The 21,136-nt window shown below is 44.6% G+C and carries 17 protein-coding genes; 7 read left to right on the top strand and 10 right to left on the bottom strand.

Annotated features, from left to right (window positions below):
* Positions 1–76: 76 nt before the first annotated feature.
* The 3 genes from QUB77_RS26415 to QUB77_RS26405 all read left to right on the top strand — a co-directional run bounded on the left by QUB77_RS26415 (position 77) and on the right by QUB77_RS26405 (position 3,975).
* Positions 77–1,060: a GntR family transcriptional regulator gene (locus tag QUB77_RS26415; protein WP_333179000.1), complete on the top strand. Its 984-nt coding sequence runs from the start codon at positions 77–79 to the stop codon at positions 1,058–1,060.
* Between the two features lie 191 nt (positions 1,061–1,251).
* Positions 1,252–1,926, top strand: coding sequence for a nitroreductase family protein (locus tag QUB77_RS26410; protein ID WP_333179003.1), 675 nt, complete (start codon positions 1,252–1,254; stop codon positions 1,924–1,926).
* Between the two features lie 159 nt (positions 1,927–2,085).
* Positions 2,086–3,975, top strand: a complete 1,890-nt coding sequence (locus QUB77_RS26405) for a hypothetical protein (protein WP_333179005.1) — start codon at positions 2,086–2,088, stop codon at positions 3,973–3,975.
* 59 nt (positions 3,976–4,034) lie between these two features.
* Here the strand turns inward: QUB77_RS26405 and QUB77_RS26400 are convergent, their stop codons facing one another.
* Complete coding sequence (locus QUB77_RS26400) at positions 4,035–4,673, bottom strand: Uma2 family endonuclease (protein WP_333179007.1); 639 nt, start codon at positions 4,671–4,673, stop codon at positions 4,035–4,037.
* A 278-nt stretch (positions 4,674–4,951) separates the two neighbouring features.
* A complete protein-coding gene (locus tag QUB77_RS26395; protein ID WP_333179010.1) occupies positions 4,952–5,731 on the bottom strand; it encodes an ABC transporter permease in 780 nt (259 codons plus the stop codon).
* 127 nt (positions 5,732–5,858) lie between these two features.
* Between QUB77_RS26395 and QUB77_RS26390 the strand changes: the two genes are divergently transcribed.
* The 4 genes from QUB77_RS26390 (at position 5,859) to QUB77_RS26375 (ending at position 10,760) form a co-directional block, all read left to right on the top strand.
* Positions 5,859–7,016 (top strand): DegT/DnrJ/EryC1/StrS family aminotransferase, encoded by a 1,158-nt coding sequence (locus QUB77_RS26390; protein ID WP_333179013.1) that lies wholly within the window; start codon positions 5,859–5,861, stop codon positions 7,014–7,016.
* A gap of 408 nt (positions 7,017–7,424) precedes the next feature.
* Positions 7,425–9,101, top strand: coding sequence for an AarF/ABC1/UbiB kinase family protein (locus tag QUB77_RS26385; RefSeq protein ID WP_333179016.1), 1,677 nt, complete (start codon positions 7,425–7,427; stop codon positions 9,099–9,101).
* 150 nt (positions 9,102–9,251) lie between these two features.
* Positions 9,252–9,626: a hypothetical protein gene (locus tag QUB77_RS26380; protein ID WP_333041041.1), complete on the top strand. Its 375-nt coding sequence runs from the start codon at positions 9,252–9,254 to the stop codon at positions 9,624–9,626.
* A 183-nt stretch (positions 9,627–9,809) separates the two neighbouring features.
* Positions 9,810–10,760 carry an NAD-dependent epimerase/dehydratase family protein gene (locus QUB77_RS26375; RefSeq protein WP_333179019.1) on the top strand — a complete coding sequence of 317 codons (951 nt, stop codon included), beginning with the start codon at positions 9,810–9,812 and terminating at the stop codon, positions 10,758–10,760.
* Positions 10,761–10,774: 14 nt separating this feature from the next.
* Here QUB77_RS26375 and QUB77_RS26370 read toward each other — a convergent pair whose 3' ends face one another.
* The 8 genes from QUB77_RS26370 to QUB77_RS26335 all read right to left on the bottom strand — a co-directional run bounded on the left by QUB77_RS26370 (position 10,775) and on the right by QUB77_RS26335 (position 20,714).
* Positions 10,775–11,797, bottom strand: coding sequence for an Npun_R2821/Npun_R2822 family protein (locus tag QUB77_RS26370; RefSeq protein WP_333179022.1), 1,023 nt, complete (start codon positions 11,795–11,797; stop codon positions 10,775–10,777).
* Positions 11,798–12,023: 226 nt separating this feature from the next.
* Entirely contained in the window at positions 12,024–12,896 is an 873-nt protein-coding gene (locus QUB77_RS26365; RefSeq protein ID WP_333179026.1) for an Npun_R2821/Npun_R2822 family protein, read from the bottom strand.
* Entirely contained in the window at positions 12,893–13,867 is a 975-nt protein-coding gene (locus tag QUB77_RS26360) for an Npun_R2821/Npun_R2822 family protein (protein ID WP_333179029.1), read from the bottom strand. The genes QUB77_RS26365 and QUB77_RS26360 overlap by 4 nt, the downstream gene beginning before the upstream one ends.
* Before the next feature lie 135 nt (positions 13,868–14,002).
* Complete coding sequence (locus QUB77_RS26355; RefSeq protein ID WP_333179032.1) at positions 14,003–15,106, bottom strand: formylglycine-generating enzyme family protein; 1,104 nt, start codon at positions 15,104–15,106, stop codon at positions 14,003–14,005.
* 11 nt (positions 15,107–15,117) lie between these two features.
* Positions 15,118–16,068, bottom strand: coding sequence for a glycosyltransferase family 10 domain-containing protein (locus tag QUB77_RS26350; protein WP_333179034.1), 951 nt, complete (start codon positions 16,066–16,068; stop codon positions 15,118–15,120).
* A 118-nt stretch (positions 16,069–16,186) separates the two neighbouring features.
* The gene (locus QUB77_RS26345) at positions 16,187–17,386 is read right to left on the bottom strand and encodes a glycosyltransferase family 4 protein (RefSeq protein ID WP_333179036.1); all 1,200 of its coding nucleotides are present in this window, start codon (positions 17,384–17,386) and stop codon (positions 16,187–16,189) included.
* Between the two features lie 80 nt (positions 17,387–17,466).
* Entirely contained in the window at positions 17,467–19,470 is a 2,004-nt protein-coding gene (locus QUB77_RS26340; protein ID WP_333179038.1) for an ABC transporter ATP-binding protein, read from the bottom strand.
* A gap of 92 nt (positions 19,471–19,562) precedes the next feature.
* Positions 19,563–20,714, bottom strand: coding sequence for a glycosyltransferase family 4 protein (locus tag QUB77_RS26335; RefSeq protein ID WP_333179041.1), 1,152 nt, complete (start codon positions 20,712–20,714; stop codon positions 19,563–19,565).
* Positions 20,715–21,136: the final 422 nt, after the last annotated feature.

Below are 21,136 nucleotides of genomic sequence, written 5' to 3'. Positions count from 1 at the left end.
GAGATATCGGAGCAATCCTAGGCGCGGTACTCGACGTTATAAAAATACTAAGTTGAAGTCGTCGGAGCCTTTAATAATGGTTCAATTTCATATTCAAACAGATAGCGATATTCCAGCATCCACCCAACTATTCAATCAAATCAGGTTTGCGATCGCCTCGCGACAATTTCCGCCCGGACACCGCTTGCCCAGCACCAGACAGCTAGCCATGCAGACTGGTTTGCACCGCAACACCATCAGCAAAGTATACCGCCAGCTCGAAAATACCGGACTCGTAGAAGCCCAAGCAGGATCGGGCATTTACGTCCGCGCTCAAGGCAACGAAGGCGGCAACAAACTCAAATCTCCGATCCTCGAAGAATATCCCCTTGCCAACAAAATAGTGCAAGGAAGTATAGATCAACTGCTGGGACAGGGCTGTACGCTCAACCAAGCGAGGGAATTATTTTTGGCCGAAATTGACTGGCGGCTCAGGTGCAGCGCCCGCGTCGTCGTCACAGCCCCCACAGAAGACATCGGCGTGGGTGAACTGATGGCGAAAGAACTCGAACAAGCTCTCCGTATTCCCATACAGTTAGTGCCGATGGAACAGCTAGGTACTTTTTTGGATCAAATTTCTTCGGGAACTGTGATCACGAGTCGATATTTTATCGGAGAAGCAGAATCGATTTCGGCACCGCGTTCTGTGCGAGTTATTCCCGTAGACATCTACGACTACAGCCAGGAAATCCAGCTAGTCGGGAGTTTGCCCAAAGACAGTTATTTGGGTCTCGTCAGCCTGAGTCCGGGAATGCTACGATCGACCGAAGTCATCATCCACAGCATCCGGGGAGAGGATTTGCTGGTGATGACGGCCTTGGTGTCAGACGAGTACAAGATTAACTCGATCGTGCGATCGGCCAGAACAATTTTTTGCGACCAACCGAGTTTTGCTACAGTAAAAGCTGCCATCAATGCGGCTAGAGAAGATATTATTCGTCCCCCGCAACTGATATGCTCCGAAAATTACATCGGCTCTAAGTCGATTAATTTGCTCAAGCGCGAGTTGGGCTTGGGATAACGAAGGAAGAAGGAAGAAGGAAGAAGGAAGAAGGAAGAATGCAGAGGGAAGAAGGAAGAAGGAAGAAAAACAATTCAACTTTTTTAAGTTACCAATCCCAATGCCCAATGCCCAATGCCCCAATGCCCAATGCCCAATGCCCAATGCCCAATGCCCAATTACCGATTACCAATTACCCATTAGAATTATCCATGACAATTGAAATCCAACCTTCAATTAATGTTAAAACGGCGATCGAAAGCCGACGGGCCGCCCGCAGTTTCAAACCAGATCCGATTCCCCCAGCAATATTGGCAGAGATTTTGCGATTGGGAGTGCGATCGCCCTCTGGTTACAACTTGCAGCCTTGGCGGTTTATCGTACTTCAAAACCAAGCTAGCAAAGAAAAATTAAAAGCTTGCGCCTTCGATCAGCGCCAAGTGGTAGAAGCCCCAACAGTATTAATCTGTTGTGGCGATCGACGCGCCGCCGGGCCCAAAAACACCGAAGCCGTCATCGAATTGGGCAAAGCCACAGGGGCAATGAATGACAATTTAGCCGGTTATATGCGACAAGCAATCCCGCAATTGTTCGAGAACCGTCCCTGCTTCGACTCCCTAGAAGCTTGGACAAACAGACATACAATGCTCGCAGTAGCCCACTTAATGATTGCAGCTAAAAGTTTTGGGGTAGACAGTTGTCCGATGGAAGGTTTTGTGAGCGCTAAGGTGAAAGAAGCCTTTCAAATTCCCGAAGAAGTAGATGTTTGCTGTTTGCTGCCACTTGGTTATGCAGCAGAACCTTTCAAACAATATGGCGGACGTTTTGACGTGACTCAAGTTTATTACAGCGAAAGTTATGGACAGCCCATGTCGGTTGAGATTTGAGAGTTAAGAGTTTGTGGAAAATTGAATTTTTAGAGTTAAGATTGGGAAGAAATCGGTGCCAAAGTTCAAAGCAATCAAAAACCCAGACAGTTCTGCAATCTAAAATCAAAAATTCACAATCTAAAATCGAAAGTGGTGAGATCGGACAGAGGAGAAAATATGACAGTAGCAACGATCCAAAGCAACGCACAAATTCTAGAAGTAAAATTGCAGCAACACTTGCAAGCAGCCGGATTTAAAAATTTACCGCTTTATATTAGTTGCGATTTTCGAGATGAATCATTAACAGTTGTGGGAGAACACCCGCGCAGTTTAGTTCTCAAAGCCAAACCGACTTTTGCGGTGCTAGAAGCAGCAATTCTCGAAATAGAACCAGAATCTATTCAACAGATTGGACTTTGCCTAAAAATTACCGGGCAAAAACAGCCTTATGCTTTCCATTCTTTTACCATGCACAACCCTGTTTTGTCAAGACCAAAAACAGTGCAGTTGTTCAAAAAAACCGAGAATACCCCCGCAGAAGAAACCGGGATAGTCTTAACAGAAAATACGGCCCAGACGGCGGATGTAAAGGAGGAGATACCGTTAGAAACAGAGGGTAAAGATGCGTGGGATGAAGAATATTTCCCCAATTTGTCGGAGAGTTCCAGCAATTCCGATCCGATCGCCTTTAGGGTAGCTGCAATCCCGACAGATATTGGAGACAATCCCTTCAATCCGCTGGATATGGAAGCGGTAACAGTTGCCCAAAAACCCAAGCATTCACCGTTTGCGATGCTGGCTGCTGCTGGAATCATCAGTGTCGCCGCGCTAGTTTTGGCAGGCGGTTATTATATGCTGAGCCGCCCCTGCGTCATCGGAGGATGTAGTGCTTTAGCTAATGCCAAACAGTTGAGCGAGAATTCTACGAAGACGCTGAAAACGTCAAAAGTTGCCAACAGCCCCCAAGAAGCGCAGCGACAGTTAAAACAGGCGATCGCCCTTTTGGAACCGATTCCCTCTTGGTCAATTCATCGCGGTGAAGCTCAAAGCGCCCTGGAAAACTACCGGAAGCAAAATCAGAATTTAAACTCTGCGATCGATGCAGCGCGCCTCGCACAGTCAGCAACCCAGAAAACCCAAAATCCGCCTTATTCTGCGGAGGACGGACAGGAAGCGCAAGCTCTGTGGCAAAGTGCGATCGGCGAACTCGGAGAAATCCCCACAGACAGTCCAGTTTATGCTTTTGCTCAGAGAAAGGCAAAAGAATACCGGAAGAATGTAGCAACAGGAAATCGGCAGTTAAGCACAGAGAAAAAAGCCGAAAAAACGCTGCTCGCCGCCAAAAATACAGCCCAAATAGCAGAAGCTCGCGAAGCAGTAGCTCAGACAGCCGAGACTTGGGCTCAAGTACAATCAGGTTGGGAAGAATCCCTCGACATCCTATCCGAAATTCCCACGGGCACGACATCTTACCAACAAGCTAAACTGTTAGTTCCCAAATACGAAACCAAACTTTCAGAAGCTCGCGAGCGCAAAAATGTCGAAGGAATTTCGGAAAATGCGTATACTCAAGCTGTGACTTTAGCAGCGGAAGCTCAAATTTTTGAGGGCAAAAACGCCTGGTTTAAAGCATCTGAATCCTGGCGAAGAGCTTTGAGTTACGCGGAGCAAGTGCCGGCGGCAACTTCCTATTCTCAAAAAGCCCAACCGCTGATCGCTTCCTACAAAACTTCCTTGCAGCAAGCAGAAGTAAGGTTGCAGGAAGAAAGAAACCTGCAAAAAGCCCGCACCGATTTAGATAAAACTTGCAAAGGCAACCCCAAGATTTGCGACTATACTGTTAGCAAAGATTTGATTGCGGTGCAGATGACTCCAGGTTACGTGCAGAAACTGCAACAAACCTTCATCCAAGCAAACAACAACAATGCTGTGAAGACTCGTCAAGCTGTAGAAAAGCACGTTCAAACATTGCAAAAAGCTTTGGAGGCGATCGCCGAAAACGCCAAAATTCCGATGCAGGTGTACGATGGCGAAGGCAAGCGGATTGGGAGTCACGAACCGAAGTAGTTGTAGTTGTAGGGTGCGTGAGGGTCAAAAATCTGTCAGATTTTTCGCAATTTGTACACTCACGCACCGCCCGCAATTTCATCCGCAGTCATTCCAGCTTGAAAAACTTGTTGCGCCGTCAAATTCAACTCTGGGAAAATTGCGGACTTGATGTTGTCATCTCCCCGAAACAAACTCACCTCATACTCGCCGTCAAGCAACCGATAAATCGAAATAGTCGGTTGCTTAGGATTCCCGATAAACCTGCGGCCGCCCAAACCGAGATAATCCACAATCCAGTATTCAGGAATCCCGATTAGTTCGTATTCGCCCACCTTCCTGATGTAGTCATTTTGCCAATTCGTGCTAACGACTTCAACAACAAGCGGAATTGATGCGCCTTGAGTCACAGTTGAGAACTTTTTCCATAGAGGTTCTGATGCTAAATTTGGGCGACTTAAGATTAGAATATCGGGCGAATAGGCTGATTCGTGTTCCGGCGGCTTAACTAATGCTTGTTTGGGGATTAGGTACGGAAGGTTTAGTCTGACAAATTCAAGAGTTAATTTCGAGGCTAAGAAACCGATAACTTCTTCATGTTTTCCCGGTGGCTGGGCTATTTCAATAATCTCTCCATTGTGCAGTTCATAACGTGCATTTTCGGGCTTCCATTCCGCAAATTCTTCAAAGGTTACTGGTTGATTTGGAGTTTTAATCATGGTAAATTATCCCGATATCTTGTCCTATAAATCAATCATAATTATTGTAGGGGCGGGTTCACCGACAATCTTTAATGTCAGTCCTAGATTCCCTAAACCCGCCCCGACTAGATATTTATGTACAGATTATATGAGTTGTCAGTTATCAGTCATTGGGGCGGGGCGGGTTTATGAGATTTATCATTTTTATCGGAGATGTTGGTGAACCCGCCCCTACGATAATTCTGGTTAATTTATATTCTATCTGGTGTTCCCAATTACCAATGCCCAATGCCCAATTACCATTTGATCAATTGTGCATCTTGATTGAAAAACTTCCGGGACAATCCCTCAGTCAACAGCAGAGTGGCGATTACAGTTGCCAGCGCTAACACAAACATAATTAAAATCTGGTAAGATGCTGCATCGAGAGGACTGACACCGCTCAGCATTTGACCTGTCATCATTCCGGGTAAAGTCACGATTCCTACCACTGTCATTGTATTTAAGAGCGGGATTAATCCCGCTTTGATGGCATCTTTGCGGTACTGTTTTACTGCTTGCTGGGGAGTGGAACCTAAACTTAAATGGGTTTCTATTTCTAACTGGCTGCTATTAACTGTACTGACAAGTCTTTCGCCGGCGATCGCCCCGGAGTTCATGGCATTGCCCAAAATCATACCCGCTAAGGGAATCAGGTATTGCGGTTCGTACCAAGGGTCAGGCTGCAAAATTAGCAAGTTTGTATAGGCGAGAGTCAAGGCCGTACTTATCAAAATTGAACCCCAAACTAAGGGCAGTAAGTTCTTGATTTTTTTGCTGATGCGGTTGCTGGCAACCATGCTAGCGGTTGTCAGCATGATTGCTAAAACTGCTAAAACCAGCCAAGGATTTTTCCCCTGCGGGTCAAATATGACTGCGAGCACGTACCCGACTAAGATTAACTGGATCAGGGTGCGCCCCGCGGCGAGCGCGATCGCCCCCTCCAATCCCAGTCCCTGCCACGCCGAAAGCCCGATCGCGATCGCCACCATCCCCAAAGCCCAACCCAAATCTGTAAAATCTAGCAGAATTAACACCGGCCCACCCTTTCGATAATGTGATTGTTTGCCTGTCCAAATATAAGATATTGCAATAAAGGTTTCTGGAAAACAGTTTTGCTGCAAGAATTTGCTTTGATAATGGTTGAAATTTATGGTGTAAAGAGTGAATAATGTTCCCCCCCTCGACTTAACCCGCCAATACGCCCAGATTGGCGACGAGATAACCGCTGCGGTGCAAAAAGTGCTTGCCTCTGGCGGCTACGTAGGCGGCCCAGCCGTGAAGAGTTTTGAACGAGAGTTCGCCGACTACACGGGAGTTTCCGAGTGCGTTGGCTGTAACTCCGGCACGGATGCCTTGATTTTGGCTTTGCGTGCTCTCAAAATTGGCCCCGGCGATGAAGTGATTACCACTCCTTTTACCTTTTTTGCTTCGGCTGAGACAATTAGCGCCGTCGGCGCGACTCCAGTATTTGTCGATATTGACAGCGATACTTTTAATCTGGATGTCGAGCTCCTCGAAGCGGCAATTACCGACAAAACCAAGGCAATTATGCCAGTGCACATCTTCGGCCAACCGGTAGACATGACTCGGTTGATGGAAATTGCGACTCGACACAATTTAGCCGTAATTGAAGATTGCGCCCAGTCTGTCGGGGCCCAGTGGCAGTCTCGAAAAGTCGGCAGCATCGGCCATGTCGGCTGCTTTAGTTTTTATCCGACCAAAAATTTAGGCGCTTGCGGTGACGGTGGCGCGGTGACGACAAACGATCCAGCCCTGGCAGCTTCGATGCGAATGCTCAAAGAACACGGACAGTCTTCTAGATATTTCTACGAAGAAATCGGTTACAACAGCCGTTTAGATGCCCTGCAAGCGGTGATTCTCAGCATTAAATTGCGGTATCTCGACAGTTGGAACGCGCAGCGGCAGGAGAAAGCGGCACTTTACAGCGAATTTCTCTCCCGCGTGCCCGGAGTTGCCGTCCCCAAAGAGTTGCCGGAAGCAAAAGGAGTTTGGAATCAATACACGATCCGGCTGACAAGTCCAGAAGAGGCGCAAAATTCCTCTGGCGATTTTCGAGATTGGATGCGGGCTCAGTTGCAGGAAGCTGGCATCGGTTCGATGGTTTACTATCCGTTACCTTTGCACCTGCAACCTGTTTACAAATCTTTGGGTTATCAAGCAGGTCAGTTGCCAAAGGCTGAGCAAGTTTGTCGCGAAGTCTTGTCTTTGCCGATGTTTCCAGAACTGTCGAGGGATCAACAAGAGCGGACGATTTACGGTCTGAAAGATTGCTTGGCAAAGGCCGATCGCATCCGGTAGCTTTGGCGCGATGGCTTAAGCGAGGGAAATGCAGGATGAGAAAAGAATTGCAGGGTTGCAGTGCTGTGAGAATGTGCAGGGTTCAGGGAGAGCCGTTAAGTATTTTGACCGATCACTTGTACTTTTATGTACTATATTTAATGAAAAGAAACAAATTTAGGCTAGCAATCCGCCTCGAACGGGTGCATTTTCCGCTCGCCTAAACCTTGCAATGCGATCGGTCAATGATGAAGAAGGAAGTTCGGCAACGGATTCTGTAACGGATGTAACGGATGTAACGGATGTAAAGGATAGAAGGAAGAAGGAAGAATGTTTTAACTTTTGACTTCCAATGCCCGATGCCCGATGGCCGATGCCCAATTCTCAATTTAACCTGTAATTTTCATAAGATAAGAGGAAAATAAACGAGTGCCTCAGTATCAATTCACTCAGGCTAGACGCTACGATCCACAAGCGATCGCTCAGTATTACCGCAACCGTCCTTGGAAAGCAATTTGGCGCGCAATTACCGTTATTTGGTCTTTTGCAGGCTTCGTTCTGGGGATGCTGTGGGACAGTTGGCAGCACGAAGTCGCAGCACACCAGCCGGAACGGGCCGCCCACCTGCGACAAATACTCACTCGCTTGGGCCCCACTTTCATTAAAGTCGGCCAAGCCCTTTCTACCAGACCGGATTTGATCCGCAAAGACTTTCTCGAAGAATTGATCAAACTTCAGGATCAATTGCCGCCGTTTGACTCGGTGCGCGCTTTCGAGATTATTGAAGCAGAACTCGATCGCAAAATTAGCGAAACCTACAGCGAAATCTCTCCCGAACCTGTCGCCGCGGCAAGTCTCGGTCAAGTCTACCGAGCTCGCCTCCTCACCGGGGAAGCAGTAGCAGTCAAGGTTCAGCGACCGAATTTGCTGCCAGTTTTGAGCCTGGATCTTTATTTAATGCGCTGGGCCGCTGGATGGTTGGGCCCTTTGTTGCCGCTGAATCTCGGTCACGACCTTTGTTTGATCGTGGATGAATTCGGTATCAAATTGTTCGAGGAAATTGATTATCTCAATGAAGGACGCAACGCCGAGAAATTTGCTACAAATTTTGCCGACGACCCGACAGTAAAAGTTCCGAGCATTTACTGGCGCTATACTTCAAACTGCGTTCTCACTCTCGAATGGATTGACGGCATCAAGCTGACAGATATAGCAAGTGTTAAAGCCGCAGGTTTGGATACCGATAGTTTAATTGAAGTCGGAGTCCGCAGCGGTTTGCGGCAGTTGCTGGAACACGGATTTTTTCACGCTGACCCCCATCCGGGAAATCTGTTTGCCTTAGCGGACGGCCGTATGGCTTACATTGATTTTGGGATGATGGATCAGATGGAAGAAACAACTAAAGAAACTTTGGTTGATTCTGTCGTTCATTTGATCAACAAAGATTACTTACAATTAGCCAAAGATTTTGTCAAACTTGGCTTTTTGACACCAGATACAGATATTATGCCGATCGTCCCGGCGCTGGAATCTGTACTCGGCGATATCGTCGGCGAAAAGGTGTCAGATTTTAACTTCAAGACGATTACAGACCAGTTTTCGGAGTTGATGTACGATTATCCTTTCCGGGTGCCGGCGAAATTTGCCTTAATTATTCGCTCTCTGGTGACAGAAGAAGGTTTGGCCCTGACGCTGAATCCCGATTTCAAGATAGTCGAGGTGGCGTATCCTTATGTAGCGCGCCGTTTGTTGAACGGAGAATCTCCGGCACTGCGGCGGCGACTGATTGAGGTATTATTCAAGGATGGCAAATTCCAGTGGAACAGGTTAGAGGACATGATCGCGATCGCCCGATCCGATCGCAGTTTCGACCTGCTACCCACAGCACAACTAGGCTTGCAATTTTTGCTGTCAGAGGAAGGGTCGTTTTTGAGACGCCAGCTAATGTTAGCTTTGATTGAGGACGATCGCCTCCACACCGAAGAAGTTCGCAGCCTGTGGAACTTAGTCAAGGAAGATTTGCAGCCCGGTCGCCTGTTCAACGTTGCTCTAGGCGCTTTGACGGAGTTTTCCACAGCAGGAGCAGCGGCGCTAACTCGGTTTTAATTAGAAGGAAGAAGGAAGAGGGAAGAAGGAAGAAGGAAGAGGGAAGAAGAAAGAAAAATAATTCTACTTTTGCCGATTCCTAATTCCCAATTCTCAATTACCTACTCCCAATTCCCAATTACCCAAATTACCCAAATTAAGGAATTATTCGTGTATTATTTTCCAGAACCTCCCTATTTTTTAATGTCGGCTGGACTGCTAGCAGGGATGGCCTCCGGTGTAGCATTTGAAGCAACTCTCAAACAATCCGTACAACAGTGGTCTAAAAATCGTTCTACTCGCACCTTGGCTAACCTGCCAAGGCTGCAATTGGTCATACCTTTTCTGGGAATGGCTGGCGGTATTTGCGTATTTTTAGCTTCTGGAATGGAGATTTTTGGCTTCCCAAAACTACTTTCTTATGCCCTAGCTTTGCCACTGACGGTACTCACAGGTTGGCTAGTTTGGACTCAGTTGGGTAAGCTTTTAATCGAGTTAGAACGCGGAGGTTCCCAAGCGCTGGATTTAGATTCTTTTGAACAATGAAAGTTAACTATCAACCTCTTTTTATCAGAAAGAAGGGGGTTGATAGTTCTCTAAGATTATCCTATTTGATGTTTTTTGAAACGCAGAGAACGCAGAGGAAGAGAAAGAGAAAGAAGAATATGAAAACTTATGCAATAATTTCTGTAAAATTTTTAAAATCTAAAATCTAAAATCTAAAATCTAATGAGTATTGTTATTGTTACGGGTGCGGCGGGATTTATTGGCTCTAACTTAGTAGAAACTCTTTTAAATAGAGGGGACACGGTTATTGGTGTTGATGAGTTCAACGATTATTACGACCCGGCTCTCAAGCGCAAGAATATTGCACGATTTGAAAAGTATCCGGGTTTTGAATTGGTGGAAGGCGATATTTTGTCTCAAAATTGGCGAAGTCTTTTATCCGATGCTAAGGTGATTTTTCATCAGGCGGCGCAAGCAGGAGTTCGTGCTAGCTGGGGTGACGGTTTTCGCAGTTATACGGAACGCAATATTAACAGCACCCAAGTATTGTTAGAAGCGGCAAAAGATGCGCCAAAATTGCAAAAGTTTGTCTATGCTTCTTCTTCTTCAATTTACGGCAATGCTGAATCTTTTCCCACGAATGAAAACGCTTGTCCGCAGCCGGTTTCTCCCTACGGAATTACGAAGTTAGCCGGTGAACGTTTGTGCGGACTTTATTACCAGAATTTTGGTCTTCCGACTACTTCGCTGCGCTATTTTACGGTTTACGGGCCGAGACAGCGCCCCGATATGGCTTTTCACAAGTTTTTTAAGTCGATTTTGTTTGATGAGGCGATTTCTATTTTTGGCGACGGATTGCAAACGCGGGATTTTACGTTTATCAGCGATTGCGTTGAGGCGAATTTAGCGGCCGCTGAGGTTCCAGAAGCTGCGGGAGAAGTTTTTAATATTGGTGGGGGAAGTCGGGTAGTTTTGAGAGAAGTTATTGATACAATAGAGAGGATAGTCGATCGACCTATTCGGATAGATTTTACTGAAGCTGCGAGGGGAGACGCGCGACACACTAGCGCGGATGTGTCTAAAGCCAAGAAAATCTTAGGTTATCAGCCGCAGGTTGCTTTAGAAGAAGGCTTAAGGCGCGAATGGGAGTGGATTCAGTCTTTGTACAGTTAGAGTACAGTTAGATGCTATCTATCCCAGAAATTCCGCAGCTTAAATTGAACATTGTTAACTTTTTGACTTCCCCAAGTTTTGAGATTTCTCCCCAAGCGAACCAACAAATTTGGAGGCGCGAGTTTTGGCTGTGTTTCCGGCGAATTCAAATAGCGATAGTGCAGAAATACGTCTCGGTAAGGAATCTCAACATCTTCGCCAGCACACAATCGAGTAAACTTTGCAGCCGAAATACTCATGTAGTGCAAGTAAGTCAACCGTCGTCCTTTGTCATATAGAACATAATCTATCACCTCAAATTGAGAAGACCAATGATTTCCCGTTACCTGTTCGGGTTCAGCATATGCAAAGTTGTAAAAAGAGATATTGCTGCGGGCGACTAAATAGTTAAGTAAAGATTGGTCAGCGCCCCGTAAAGACATAATTTCCGCTTCTCCTGATGTTAATTTTTCTAATAATTGATAGCAATTGTTTCGATTAAAAACCCCGGCTTTTGACGCATACCAACCCGCACAAAAAGTATGAGATTGCAGTTCGTCAATATTTAAAATTTGAGGTAATTTGGGGGAGGACAAATCAAATATATAATTGAGGTCTGATTTGTATTGAAAATCGTTTGCTACCCAATCAAAATCATCAAGCTTTTGATAAATATAATCTAGAGAACCCATTAACAGAGTGTCTGCGTCAAAATAGATAAATTTATCAAAAGGGCCGTCGAAACAACATAATTTTCGGTGCATTTCCAAACATTGAACAGGTTTCAAACCTTGAGATTGCCAAACTTTTTGAGCTTTTGCATGAGTTTTCCAAACTTGAGTCGCAAAGTCTTCCCAGAACTGGATAGAATCGGTATTTTCAAACAGGGTGACATTGTGTAGGCGGGAAATGTGCGATCGCACTTTTTTCAAGTTATCATCATAGGGAATGATGCAAACTGGAATATCTTTTGCCCCATTGACTTCGAGACTGTTTAATAAAGCCACGAATTGGTCGAAAACAACATCGTTTGCTAGTATATAAATGCCATCAACCATAGTTTTTTAGTTAATAAGTAATCCAGCGTATATATATTGTTTTTTAGGTGCGGGCAAGATGCCCACACCACAAGAAATAAAATTTATTGATTGTGGTGGGGGCATCTTGCCTGTTCTTCAAAGCTGGTTGAGTGTCAAAAACCGAACAATATTTATGAATCGTGGAACAGGCATCTTGCCGGTTCTTCAAAGCTTGTTGACAATGATAGAACATATGATTTTATCCTCACCTACTGAAAGCCCGAAATATTTTTTGCACTAAATTTGGTTGTTCCTCATTGAGATAGCGATAATGTTTCCAAAGTTTCCAATAAGGGCTGCCCGATTTAATCGGGATTCCAGCCCAGTGAATATATTTTAACCTTTTGCCTTTGTCATAAAGAACATAATTTATTTCCTGAAAATGCTTGGAACCAGCCCAGCTTCCCGGTTCGGTTGCTGAATCTTTAACAAGATTGCAGCGCTTGGGAATCAGTTTAAGAATGATATAATTTAGTATAGGTTGGTCTGTGACATTTTGAGTAAAGTCAAAATATTCTCGATGCTGCGAACATTCTCGCAAAATTTTATACATTTGCGATTCTGTAATAGTTCCTTTTCTGGAAGCCCAAAAACCGCTGTTAAATACATCTTGAAGCTGTGAGTCTGTAAAGATATTTTGTTCTTTTACAGTAGGTGAAAATACATTTCGCAGTTTTTCGCTGAGGTGGTGGTAATCGCAGCAAAAAAAGTCTACTTCTGATAGTTTGTTAAGGTTGGCTGCCATGTCTTCAAAGACGATGATATCGGTATCGATATACAGAAATTCGTCTAGGGGGCCAAACCAGGCGGCGAGTTTTCGCATTTTGTTGGGGAGGGCTAAAAAGTTGCGATCGAACATTTGGCCAATTTCTCTGGTAAACTGTTCCACAAACTCCAGATTTGGGAACAATCGCACGTCGTGGAGAAGGCTGAGTGCGGCTGCGACTTGCTGATAATTGTCGTCGAAGGGAATCAGAAAAACAGGTACTTGACAATTGTACAGACGTATGCTGTTTAAAAGGGCGATCGCACTTTCGATCACCTTATCATTCGCAACAATATAAATACCGCGATTCATAAATTTATCCTCAACCTTCTCAATGCCCTTTTTAACAAATTCGCCCCAGAAACCTCAGTATAAGACTTTAGCGGTTGGGCAAAAATCGGACGCTTGGACGGTTGGCGGAGGTAGCGGTAATGCAGGAACAAATCGCGATAGGGAAACTCAATATTTTCGCCCGCACAAACTCTCCGAATTAAATCCGGCGGCACACCAATATAATGAATGTAAGTAAGTCGGTTTCCCTTGTCGTACAAAATCTGATCTTGCTCTTCAAAATGTTGGGAAGTGACGCTGCACCCGGTTTTTTCGCCCTCCGGGAGACTGTAAGCAAAATTATAGCTATTCATCCCCGTTTTCATCACCATATAATTGAGCAACGGCTGTTCTCCCGCACCTTCATAGAGAATTTCCGCCTCGCCAGATTGCAGTTGAGCTAACAGCCATTCCCTAGTATTTTGCTCAAACAATCCTTGCTTGCTGGCGTAAAACCCCGAACAAAATATTTCCGAGTCTATCCGATTTTGCTCAAAAACTTCGAGGAGTTTTGGTGACTGAATATTGTATACTTTAGTTGGGGATAGAAATTGAAAATCATAAACCACAAAATCCGATCCCTCTAACTTCTGAAAAACCGCATCTAGGGAATTCATCACCAAAGTATCCGCATCCATATAGATAAACTTTTCAAACGGGCCGTCGAAAGCGCAAAAGCGTCGGTGTGCGCCGTAAAGCCGGAATTTTTTGCGGTTCAAACGCTCGGGTGCGGCTGCTTCCATGAATTTGTCCCATCGCTGAATTGATGCGCTATCTTCATAAATAAAGACGTTGGGACGGTTAACAATTTCAGCTTTGATTTCCTCTATTTGGTCGTCGAAAGGATAAATACAGACGGGAATATTTGAGCCTAAGATAACTTCAATACTGTTGAGCAAGGCAATTAGTTGATCGTAAACTGTATCGTTGGCTAGCGTGCAAATTCCATTCATATATAGTCGCTCAATTATATCGTGTCCCCTCGATTAATCACGATTTAAAGTTTTGAAAAAAAAGTCTATCGAACTCCGGCAAAAATGACAAGACATAAAAATCATCGCCGAATACTACAAACCAAAAACCCGAGACTACGCTAAAACACAAGCCACGCGAAAACCAACGTCTATAGCCCGGAAGCTAGCCGAATATCTAAGACGAGTGGCACTGCGGCAATATACCGCAGAATATTCCCAGGAACCGCCACGCTGCATACGTTTATCATTTGTGCCAGTTTCCCAAGAACTTCCGTCAGTTGGTGCGCCGTTATAGTTTTCGTGCCAGGTATCGCTGCACCACTCCCAAACATTGCCGTGCATATCGTACAGTCCAAAGGCATTGGGGGTAAAACTCCCGACATCCGTTATTTCTCTTCGCCTGCAATAGTAAGAGTCTGTGGGGGGAGCGTTTGCGTAGGCAGGGTATTTGTGATGGTTGACTAATTCTCTAGTAATGGTTTCCCCAAAATGAAATGGCCCTGTTGTACCCCCACGACAGGCGTATTCCCATTCTGCTTCACTCAGGAGGCGATATTTTTTCCCGGTTTTTTCTGAGAGTTTGTCGCAGAATTTGACGGCATCTTGCCACGACACACCTATTACAGGACGTTTTTCACCTTGGACAACCGATGGATTTTTTTCCATCACTGCTCGCCACTGTGCTTCGGTGATGGGATACTTACCTGCAAAAAAAGCGGCTACTTTTACTTGATGCTGCGGACTTTCCCTATCTTTTCTACCTTCTTCTGTTTCTGGCGAACCCATCATAAATACCCCATCGGGAATCGATACCATTTCGAGCACAACTGAGTTCCCTAAGTCTTCCGGGAAGAAGCGAGCAAAGAACTGACTGCGGCTGTTTTCCTTTCCTGTAGCATCGACTGCGATAACATCAAATTCAAAAGAGCTACGTAAATGTTGTTGAATCTTCTCCTCATCTCTATTCCTCAGCAGCGAATAGGCGGCCAACTTCACCGCCATTGATTCATCTTGCAGTGCCCCAATTATCAAATCTAAACCTGCATCTCCATATTTCAGCGCTTCAGACTGTGCAGCAATTTTCACCTCGACAATCGGTGAAGCTAAACGACTCTTAACACCGGGAATCCCGCCTAAGACAGCAGCACCGAGGGGGGGTGGATTTTGACCGCCGAGTACGGCATCGTATTCTCTGGGTTGATTTTGGTTTTCTGTCATTGCGCTATTTCCTAAGATGCAAAGTTAGACAGCCAATTGAGCAAGTTTAATTCATGGAGAATGATTTGTCTGGCTTCAGCAATTTTTTCCCTCGCTTCATGCCAATAATCTGGCGTAGCCACAACCTCTTTAATAAATTCTACTCCTTTCTCATCCAAACTCGGCAGCCGCAGAAAACTCCCCGCAGGCAACAATTTATCCGCCGCCGAACCGCCGTAATAAATTGGCAAACACCAAGCTAACAAAGCATCCCAAAGCTTCTCGCTGACATACCAATCGTTTTCTGCATAATTTTCAATAGCTAAGTTGTAATAGTATGGCGCGACGGCGTGCCATTTATTGTTCATAGTGCCGTTCCCGCGCGCCCAAGTTGGCAAGTTTCGCCCGTAAAGGTCAAAATCCAATTCTTGCGATCGCAACAATTTGATAAAGTCTAATCTGTGGCGGTGATTGGCGGTGCGGCTAACACCTGAAGTAATCCAAGAACAGGATTTAGTTTTCGGCGGCGCAGGCATTTCATCGAGTTCTCGAAACGAGTTAGAGTGATACCAAATCGCGGGCATATAATTGGGGTTTGGTGCGAAATCGTCTGGCCCGGAAACGTAACCGCAATAAAGTTTCGCTTGTTCGTAGTTGGCTTTGGTAATTTCAATAACTTCTGGCAATGGCGGTTCGCGGATTAGGTAAATTATACGTTCCTTGGGGACACCGCGCAATTTTTCTCGAACGTCATTTTCTGGGTGTTGATGCCTGTAGCGACGTATTTTATCGAGCCACGATTGCTTTTTGGAAGGTTTGGGAAAGTCGAATTGATACATCAGTAAAAAGTCTGGTTCTGGGTGGTTGGCGAGCATTTGAATGTTTCCCCATTTGCCGAAGTTGTGGGGGGTTTGTTGCCACAGCCAGTCGCTTTGACTCATCCCTGGGTAGGTGGTGATTGTGCCGATGATTTTTTGGTTCATATCTAATAATAAATCGGGTTTTTGCGTGTGGGCGGGGCGGGTTTATGAGATTATTAATTTTAGGCGATGATTGTTGGTAAAACCCGCCCCGGAGGATTTTAAAATTATCGGATGAGGATTAATGAATGATTTGCGATCGCACTTGGTCATCCACATAACTCAAAATTCTCTCTATCCTATTTTCCCACGAAAACTGCTTGACAAAATCCATTGTTTCTGCATAACCTTCGATTTTCCTCGGATATTTAGTTAAACAATCTCGAATGCTTTGCGCGAACTGGTGCGGGTTATCCGGTTCGCACCAAGTTGCTGCTATATTTCCCGATTTAAATTCCATTAAAGATGCAATCTCCGTCGCTACAATCGGAGTTCCCGATGCCATATAATCAAAGAACTTTAAAGGAGATGTGAACGTCGCGGCTTCTGTCAAACAGTGAGGGTGAGTCAAAACATCGGCTGCTTGCAGCAAGCTAGCCAGTTGATTTTGAGGGAGGTAGCCGAGAAATTTAATGTTGTTAACTTGCTTGGATTTTGCTAACTGCTGGTAGCCTGTTACTTGGGATGAATCACCACCGGCGATCGCAAATTGAACCAGTGGCAATTCCTTAGCCACATCCACCAACATATCAACACCTTTAAACGGGTAAAGTCCGCCTGCATAAACTGCTAAATACTGTCTTTCATCTTCTATTAATTGCTGTCGCCACTTCAGGGCAGCTTCTGTTTGTCTCGCGAGAAACAAATGGTTAAAACCGTTGTGCAGCGTAATTACTTTTTCCGGCGGCATCCCATTCAAAATCATGCTGTCTCGCACTGTATCGGCAACAGTTACGGAAATCTGAAACAGAGGATTGCGGACAATTTCTGATTCAAATTGCTTGTTTTCATGGTGGTGCTGTTCGTAGATAGCGGGAATTCCGTTTTTAACTGCTGCTTTGACAAAGTTCCAGTCGCGGGTGTGGACAATTTTAGTGGATTTAAGCAGGTGAATCGGTAAGTAGTATTTTGATATTATTGTACTAGAACTCGTCCACTTGCTGTCCAAAAGATCGATCGGCCACGGGACGGGCAAATCTGCGACTTTTAATTGTTCCTGAAGATTGTAAGTTTTGGCAAGTTGGTCATCCGGTTTCCTCGGTTGAAAAGGACGAAGTAAATCAACGGGATTCCAAGCATTCCATCCTTTGCGGAGGTATACCAAAACTGCTGGATAACCGAGATTTGCTGCGGCATTTGCAGAGTGGGCAACTTGAACTAAGCTCGCTACATTGGATTGTGGCAAGACATTTCTGGTAAAAAATACATAATATTTAGACATGGTAATTGGGAATTGGGAATTGGTAATTTAGAATTGGTAACAGGGAAAATAACAACTGGCAACTGCCAACTGACTACTGACTACTTTTTAACAGCCTGACGCTTAATAGTCTTTTCTATAAATTCTAAAGTAGTGAAAATATTAGCAGCAGAGTGAAATGATTCTCTGATTAACTCGTCTCTTTCTTCGGGAGAGTCTACCATTTCATCTACTAGCATTTTGAGGTAAGCTATCATGGGAGTCAGACGAGTGCGAATTTCGTAAGAACCTCTAATTAGAGCTTCATCACGAGCGGTTTCTTCGGCAAATTGCACTGAATACAAGCGAGTGTAGTAACCTCCTTTTGCTAGCAATTCTTCGTGGGAGCCCATTTCTACTACTTGTCCGCGATCGATCACGGCGATTTTGTTGGCTTTTTGGACTGTGGAGAGGCGGTGGGCGATTACCAACGTTGTGCGATCGCAACTCAATTTCTCGATCGCCGCTTGCACGTACCTTTCCGAAACCGTATCCAGCGAACTCGTTGCCTCATCTAAAATTAAGATTTCCGGGTTTTGCAGCAGGGCTCTAGCAATTGAAATTCTCTGACGCTGCCCTCCCGATAGGATCACGCCCCGATCCCCAATTTGAGTCTCCAACCCATCCGGCAATAGTTGAATAAACTCGTAAGCATTCGCTCCCTTCGCCGCTTCCACAATTTCTTCCTCCGTCGCTTGGGGTCTAGCATAAGCAATATTTTCGCGCACTGAAGCATTAAATAAAAACGTATCTTGGCTAACAATACCCATCGCTTGTCTGAGACTTTTTAGATCAAATTCGCGCAAATCCGTGCCATCGATCGAGATATGACCTTCAGTAGGATCGTAAAATCTCGGCAGTAAATCTGCCAAAGTTGACTTGCCAGAACCCGAAGTTCCTACCAAAGCCAAAGTAGTGCCGTGAGGTAGAAATAAATCAATTCCTTGCAAAACTAAATTTTTGTGGTTAGGATAACTAAAAGATATTTTATTAAAATGAATTCCCGATCGCAAATGAGTGTAAGGCACAGAACCGTTCAGCATAAATGGCTTGTCCTCGCAGCTCAAAAAATCATTAACCACCTCTACACTAGCCGACGTATTTGCAAATTGACTGCGCCCGCTATTCAACTGTGAAATTAAAGGAATTAACCTAAAAAGTACCAATAAGTAGGTTAATAAAATTGTAGAAATAGACTCTATCTCATTAGCAAATATTGTGCGACCTATAAATACAATCAAAATTACAACTATTAAATTAACAACTTCGTTAATTGGGGCGATCGCCGCATAGTTTACCTGAGCCTGAAAATCCGCTTGTTCTCGCCTTTGAATTAAATGCTTGATCCGCTGATACTCTCTTTCCTCGTTCCCCGTTGACTTAACCAGCCGAATCCCAGTAATCGTTTCCAGCACCCTAACCGAATAATCTTTCGACATTTCAGAAAGCAGGTGACCAAAATGCTTGGAACGGTTAATAATATATTGATTTGTCCAAGCAACTAACGCCAGTAAAACTGTAGCTGTCAGCGTCAGTTTCCACGAGATCGAAAGTAGCAGACCCACAAACACCAAAACAGTGATTGAGGTAGTAAACATTCCGATGGCCGTACCAACTGCACTAGCAGTCCGACCAATCTCTCCGCCCAATCTATTAATTAAATCCCCGACTTTAGTTTTAGAGTAAAAATCTAAATCTACTTCTAACAACAACCGCAAACCTGCTTCTCGCAAATCAAAAGTCAGAGAGCGCGTCAGAGAAGTAGCTACTAAAGTATTGATATAACTCGCAACATTTTTTAAAAAAATTGCCAGCACAACCGCCCCGGTCATCAACATTAAACGCTGATTTTCGGGCATTCCCTCAAAGGGATACATCAAAGTTTTAATTAGAGGTGGAGCACCACGCAGCTCGATCGCTTCCTCTAAAAAACTTAAAAGCACTGGTACAATCAGAGTCGTGCTGATACCGTTGAATAAAGCGCCAGAAAAGCCCAGCATCACAGTTAAGAAAATCCTGCCGGGATATCGTCTGGCAAATTTTAGGAGTAGCTTATTGGCAGACATGAAGCATTCCCAGCTAAACAGTACGGCATCTCAAAATATTCTTTAATAACAGACAGTTTTTCTTCCTCCCGTGAGTAGTTTTAAAATAACATTTACATACCTGCGATTATATCTGAAAGTATCGGTTTCATTGCTGGAATACTATATTTTTTCACACATCTTTCCCGCCCTTTCATTCCTTGTAAATTAGCCGCTGTCCAATTTTGAAATATCCATTGAATCTTTTGTGAAATTTGAGCGGGAGAACTCGGATCGACTAAATAACCCGTTCCCCCTAAAATTGCTGGAATATCCCCCACTCGCGTAGACAAAACAGGCTTAGCCATTGCCATGCCATCTGTCAGCTTGAGCGGAAACTGAGCCACGGCTGTGAGAGTTTCTCGCTGAGGAACAACGACAACATGAGCCGCCGCTACAACGGACGGCATCGTCTCGACTGGAAACCTTGGCAGTTTAATAATCCAACGCCCCCATTGTTTCACAAGTTTATCATCATAATCATCATAAGGACTCCCGCCGACGATCGCTAATTTTAAATCGGGCTCATTTAACTGTTCGAGGGCCATCAAAACATCCTCTACGCCTTTATGAGGTCGCGGTGCCCCCGGAAACATCAGAACTCTATACCCCGACAAGCCGTAACGCTGTCTGCTCAATTCAGGGTTGTATTTAGCAGGGTCGAACATTGCAGTATCCTTACCATTAGGCAAATATACACCACCAAAACGCTGTTGTAAAAACTCAGTATCAACGGTGACTGCATCAGCACGGTGAATGAGACTTTCCATCCACTTGAGATAGAGCGGATTATCTGGTTCTCTCAATTGACCGTTGTGTTTAAAAATATCTCGATAAAGTTGTTTGAAAGATGGACGGTATTTCCATTCATCTCCGCCGTACCAGCTCAGTTCCCAGTCGTCTATATCTAAAATTATAAAGTGGCGAGTAGCCAGTTTTTTCAACAGTGATAACCCAAAACTTGTAGGTTTAGGTTTGACTGCATAAATAATATCCCCATCAATTTTTTTCCAAAGTTTTTGAGCATCCATTAAAAACCCCGGATAATTTTGACCCGGTATCGCACATACCGGGATATCTCTGGGAGGAGTAGCATACAATTCCGTGCCCAACTGAAATCCAACAACTTCTACATCACATTTAAGCTCTATCAAGACTTGAGCTAATAAAAAAGCACGAATTGCACCTCCTCCTGACAAATCGCTCACTACTAATGAAACTTTCACTGAGTATTTTGTTTAAAACATTTATTTAATTTTCCTGCTTAACCGAGATTTTGTCAAGGCTATGGTGACTCAGGCACTCTTGACGAAAGCAACCGGCTTTTTAACCAGGGAAAAGGGCAGCAAAGAAGTATTTTGGTAAAAAAAACACAGTAATGAACCCCAGACTGTTATTCAAGCCCGCAATAATTCTTCTAGGTAAATTTTCGGATATGTTGAGGCTAATTTTTTTATTTTGCGCTGAATTTTGTTGCTTTTGATGCAGTTTGCCAACAAACTTTAATTATTTTAAACGCCAGGGATTGTTAAGTTGATTTGGTAAAAATATTTGAGCCGTGCGATCGACTATTCTAGTAAAGAGCGATCGCGTTACGTTCTTGGCGTACTGAGGGCGGTAAGGATAAGTGCAGTGCATTACTTTAATC

It is taken from the genome of Microcoleus sp. AT9b-C3 (genome assembly GCF_036705485.1).
Classification (GTDB): Bacteria; Cyanobacteriota; Cyanobacteriia; order Cyanobacteriales; family Microcoleaceae; genus Microcoleus.
Note: the sequence above shows the minus strand (reverse complement) of the source record. Positions and strands in the feature narration are given on the sequence as shown.

Coding starts and splice junctions, on each gene's coding strand:
- QUB77_RS26355 (WP_333179032.1), bottom strand. CDS start 15,106: ATGACAGAAAACCAAAATCAACCCAGAGAATACGATGCCGTACTCGGC.
- QUB77_RS26410 (WP_333179003.1), top strand. CDS start 1,252: ATGACAATTGAAATCCAACCTTCAATTAATGTTAAAACGGCGATCGAA.
- QUB77_RS26375 (WP_333179019.1), top strand. CDS start 9,810: ATGAGTATTGTTATTGTTACGGGTGCGGCGGGATTTATTGGCTCTAAC.
- QUB77_RS26415 (WP_333179000.1), top strand. CDS start 77: ATGGTTCAATTTCATATTCAAACAGATAGCGATATTCCAGCATCCACC.
- QUB77_RS26345 (WP_333179036.1), bottom strand. CDS start 17,386: ATGTCTAAATATTATGTATTTTTTACCAGAAATGTCTTGCCACAATCC.
- QUB77_RS26405 (WP_333179005.1), top strand. CDS start 2,086: ATGACAGTAGCAACGATCCAAAGCAACGCACAAATTCTAGAAGTAAAA.
- QUB77_RS26360 (WP_333179029.1), bottom strand. CDS start 13,867: ATGAATGGAATTTGCACGCTAGCCAACGATACAGTTTACGATCAACTA.
- QUB77_RS26400 (WP_333179007.1), bottom strand. CDS start 4,673: ATGATTAAAACTCCAAATCAACCAGTAACCTTTGAAGAATTTGCGGAA.
- QUB77_RS26340 (WP_333179038.1), bottom strand. CDS start 19,470: ATGTCTGCCAATAAGCTACTCCTAAAATTTGCCAGACGATATCCCGGC.
- QUB77_RS26365 (WP_333179026.1), bottom strand. CDS start 12,896: ATGAATCGCGGTATTTATATTGTTGCGAATGATAAGGTGATCGAAAGT.
- QUB77_RS26350 (WP_333179034.1), bottom strand. CDS start 16,068: ATGAACCAAAAAATCATCGGCACAATCACCACCTACCCAGGGATGAGT.
- QUB77_RS26370 (WP_333179022.1), bottom strand. CDS start 11,797: ATGGTTGATGGCATTTATATACTAGCAAACGATGTTGTTTTCGACCAA.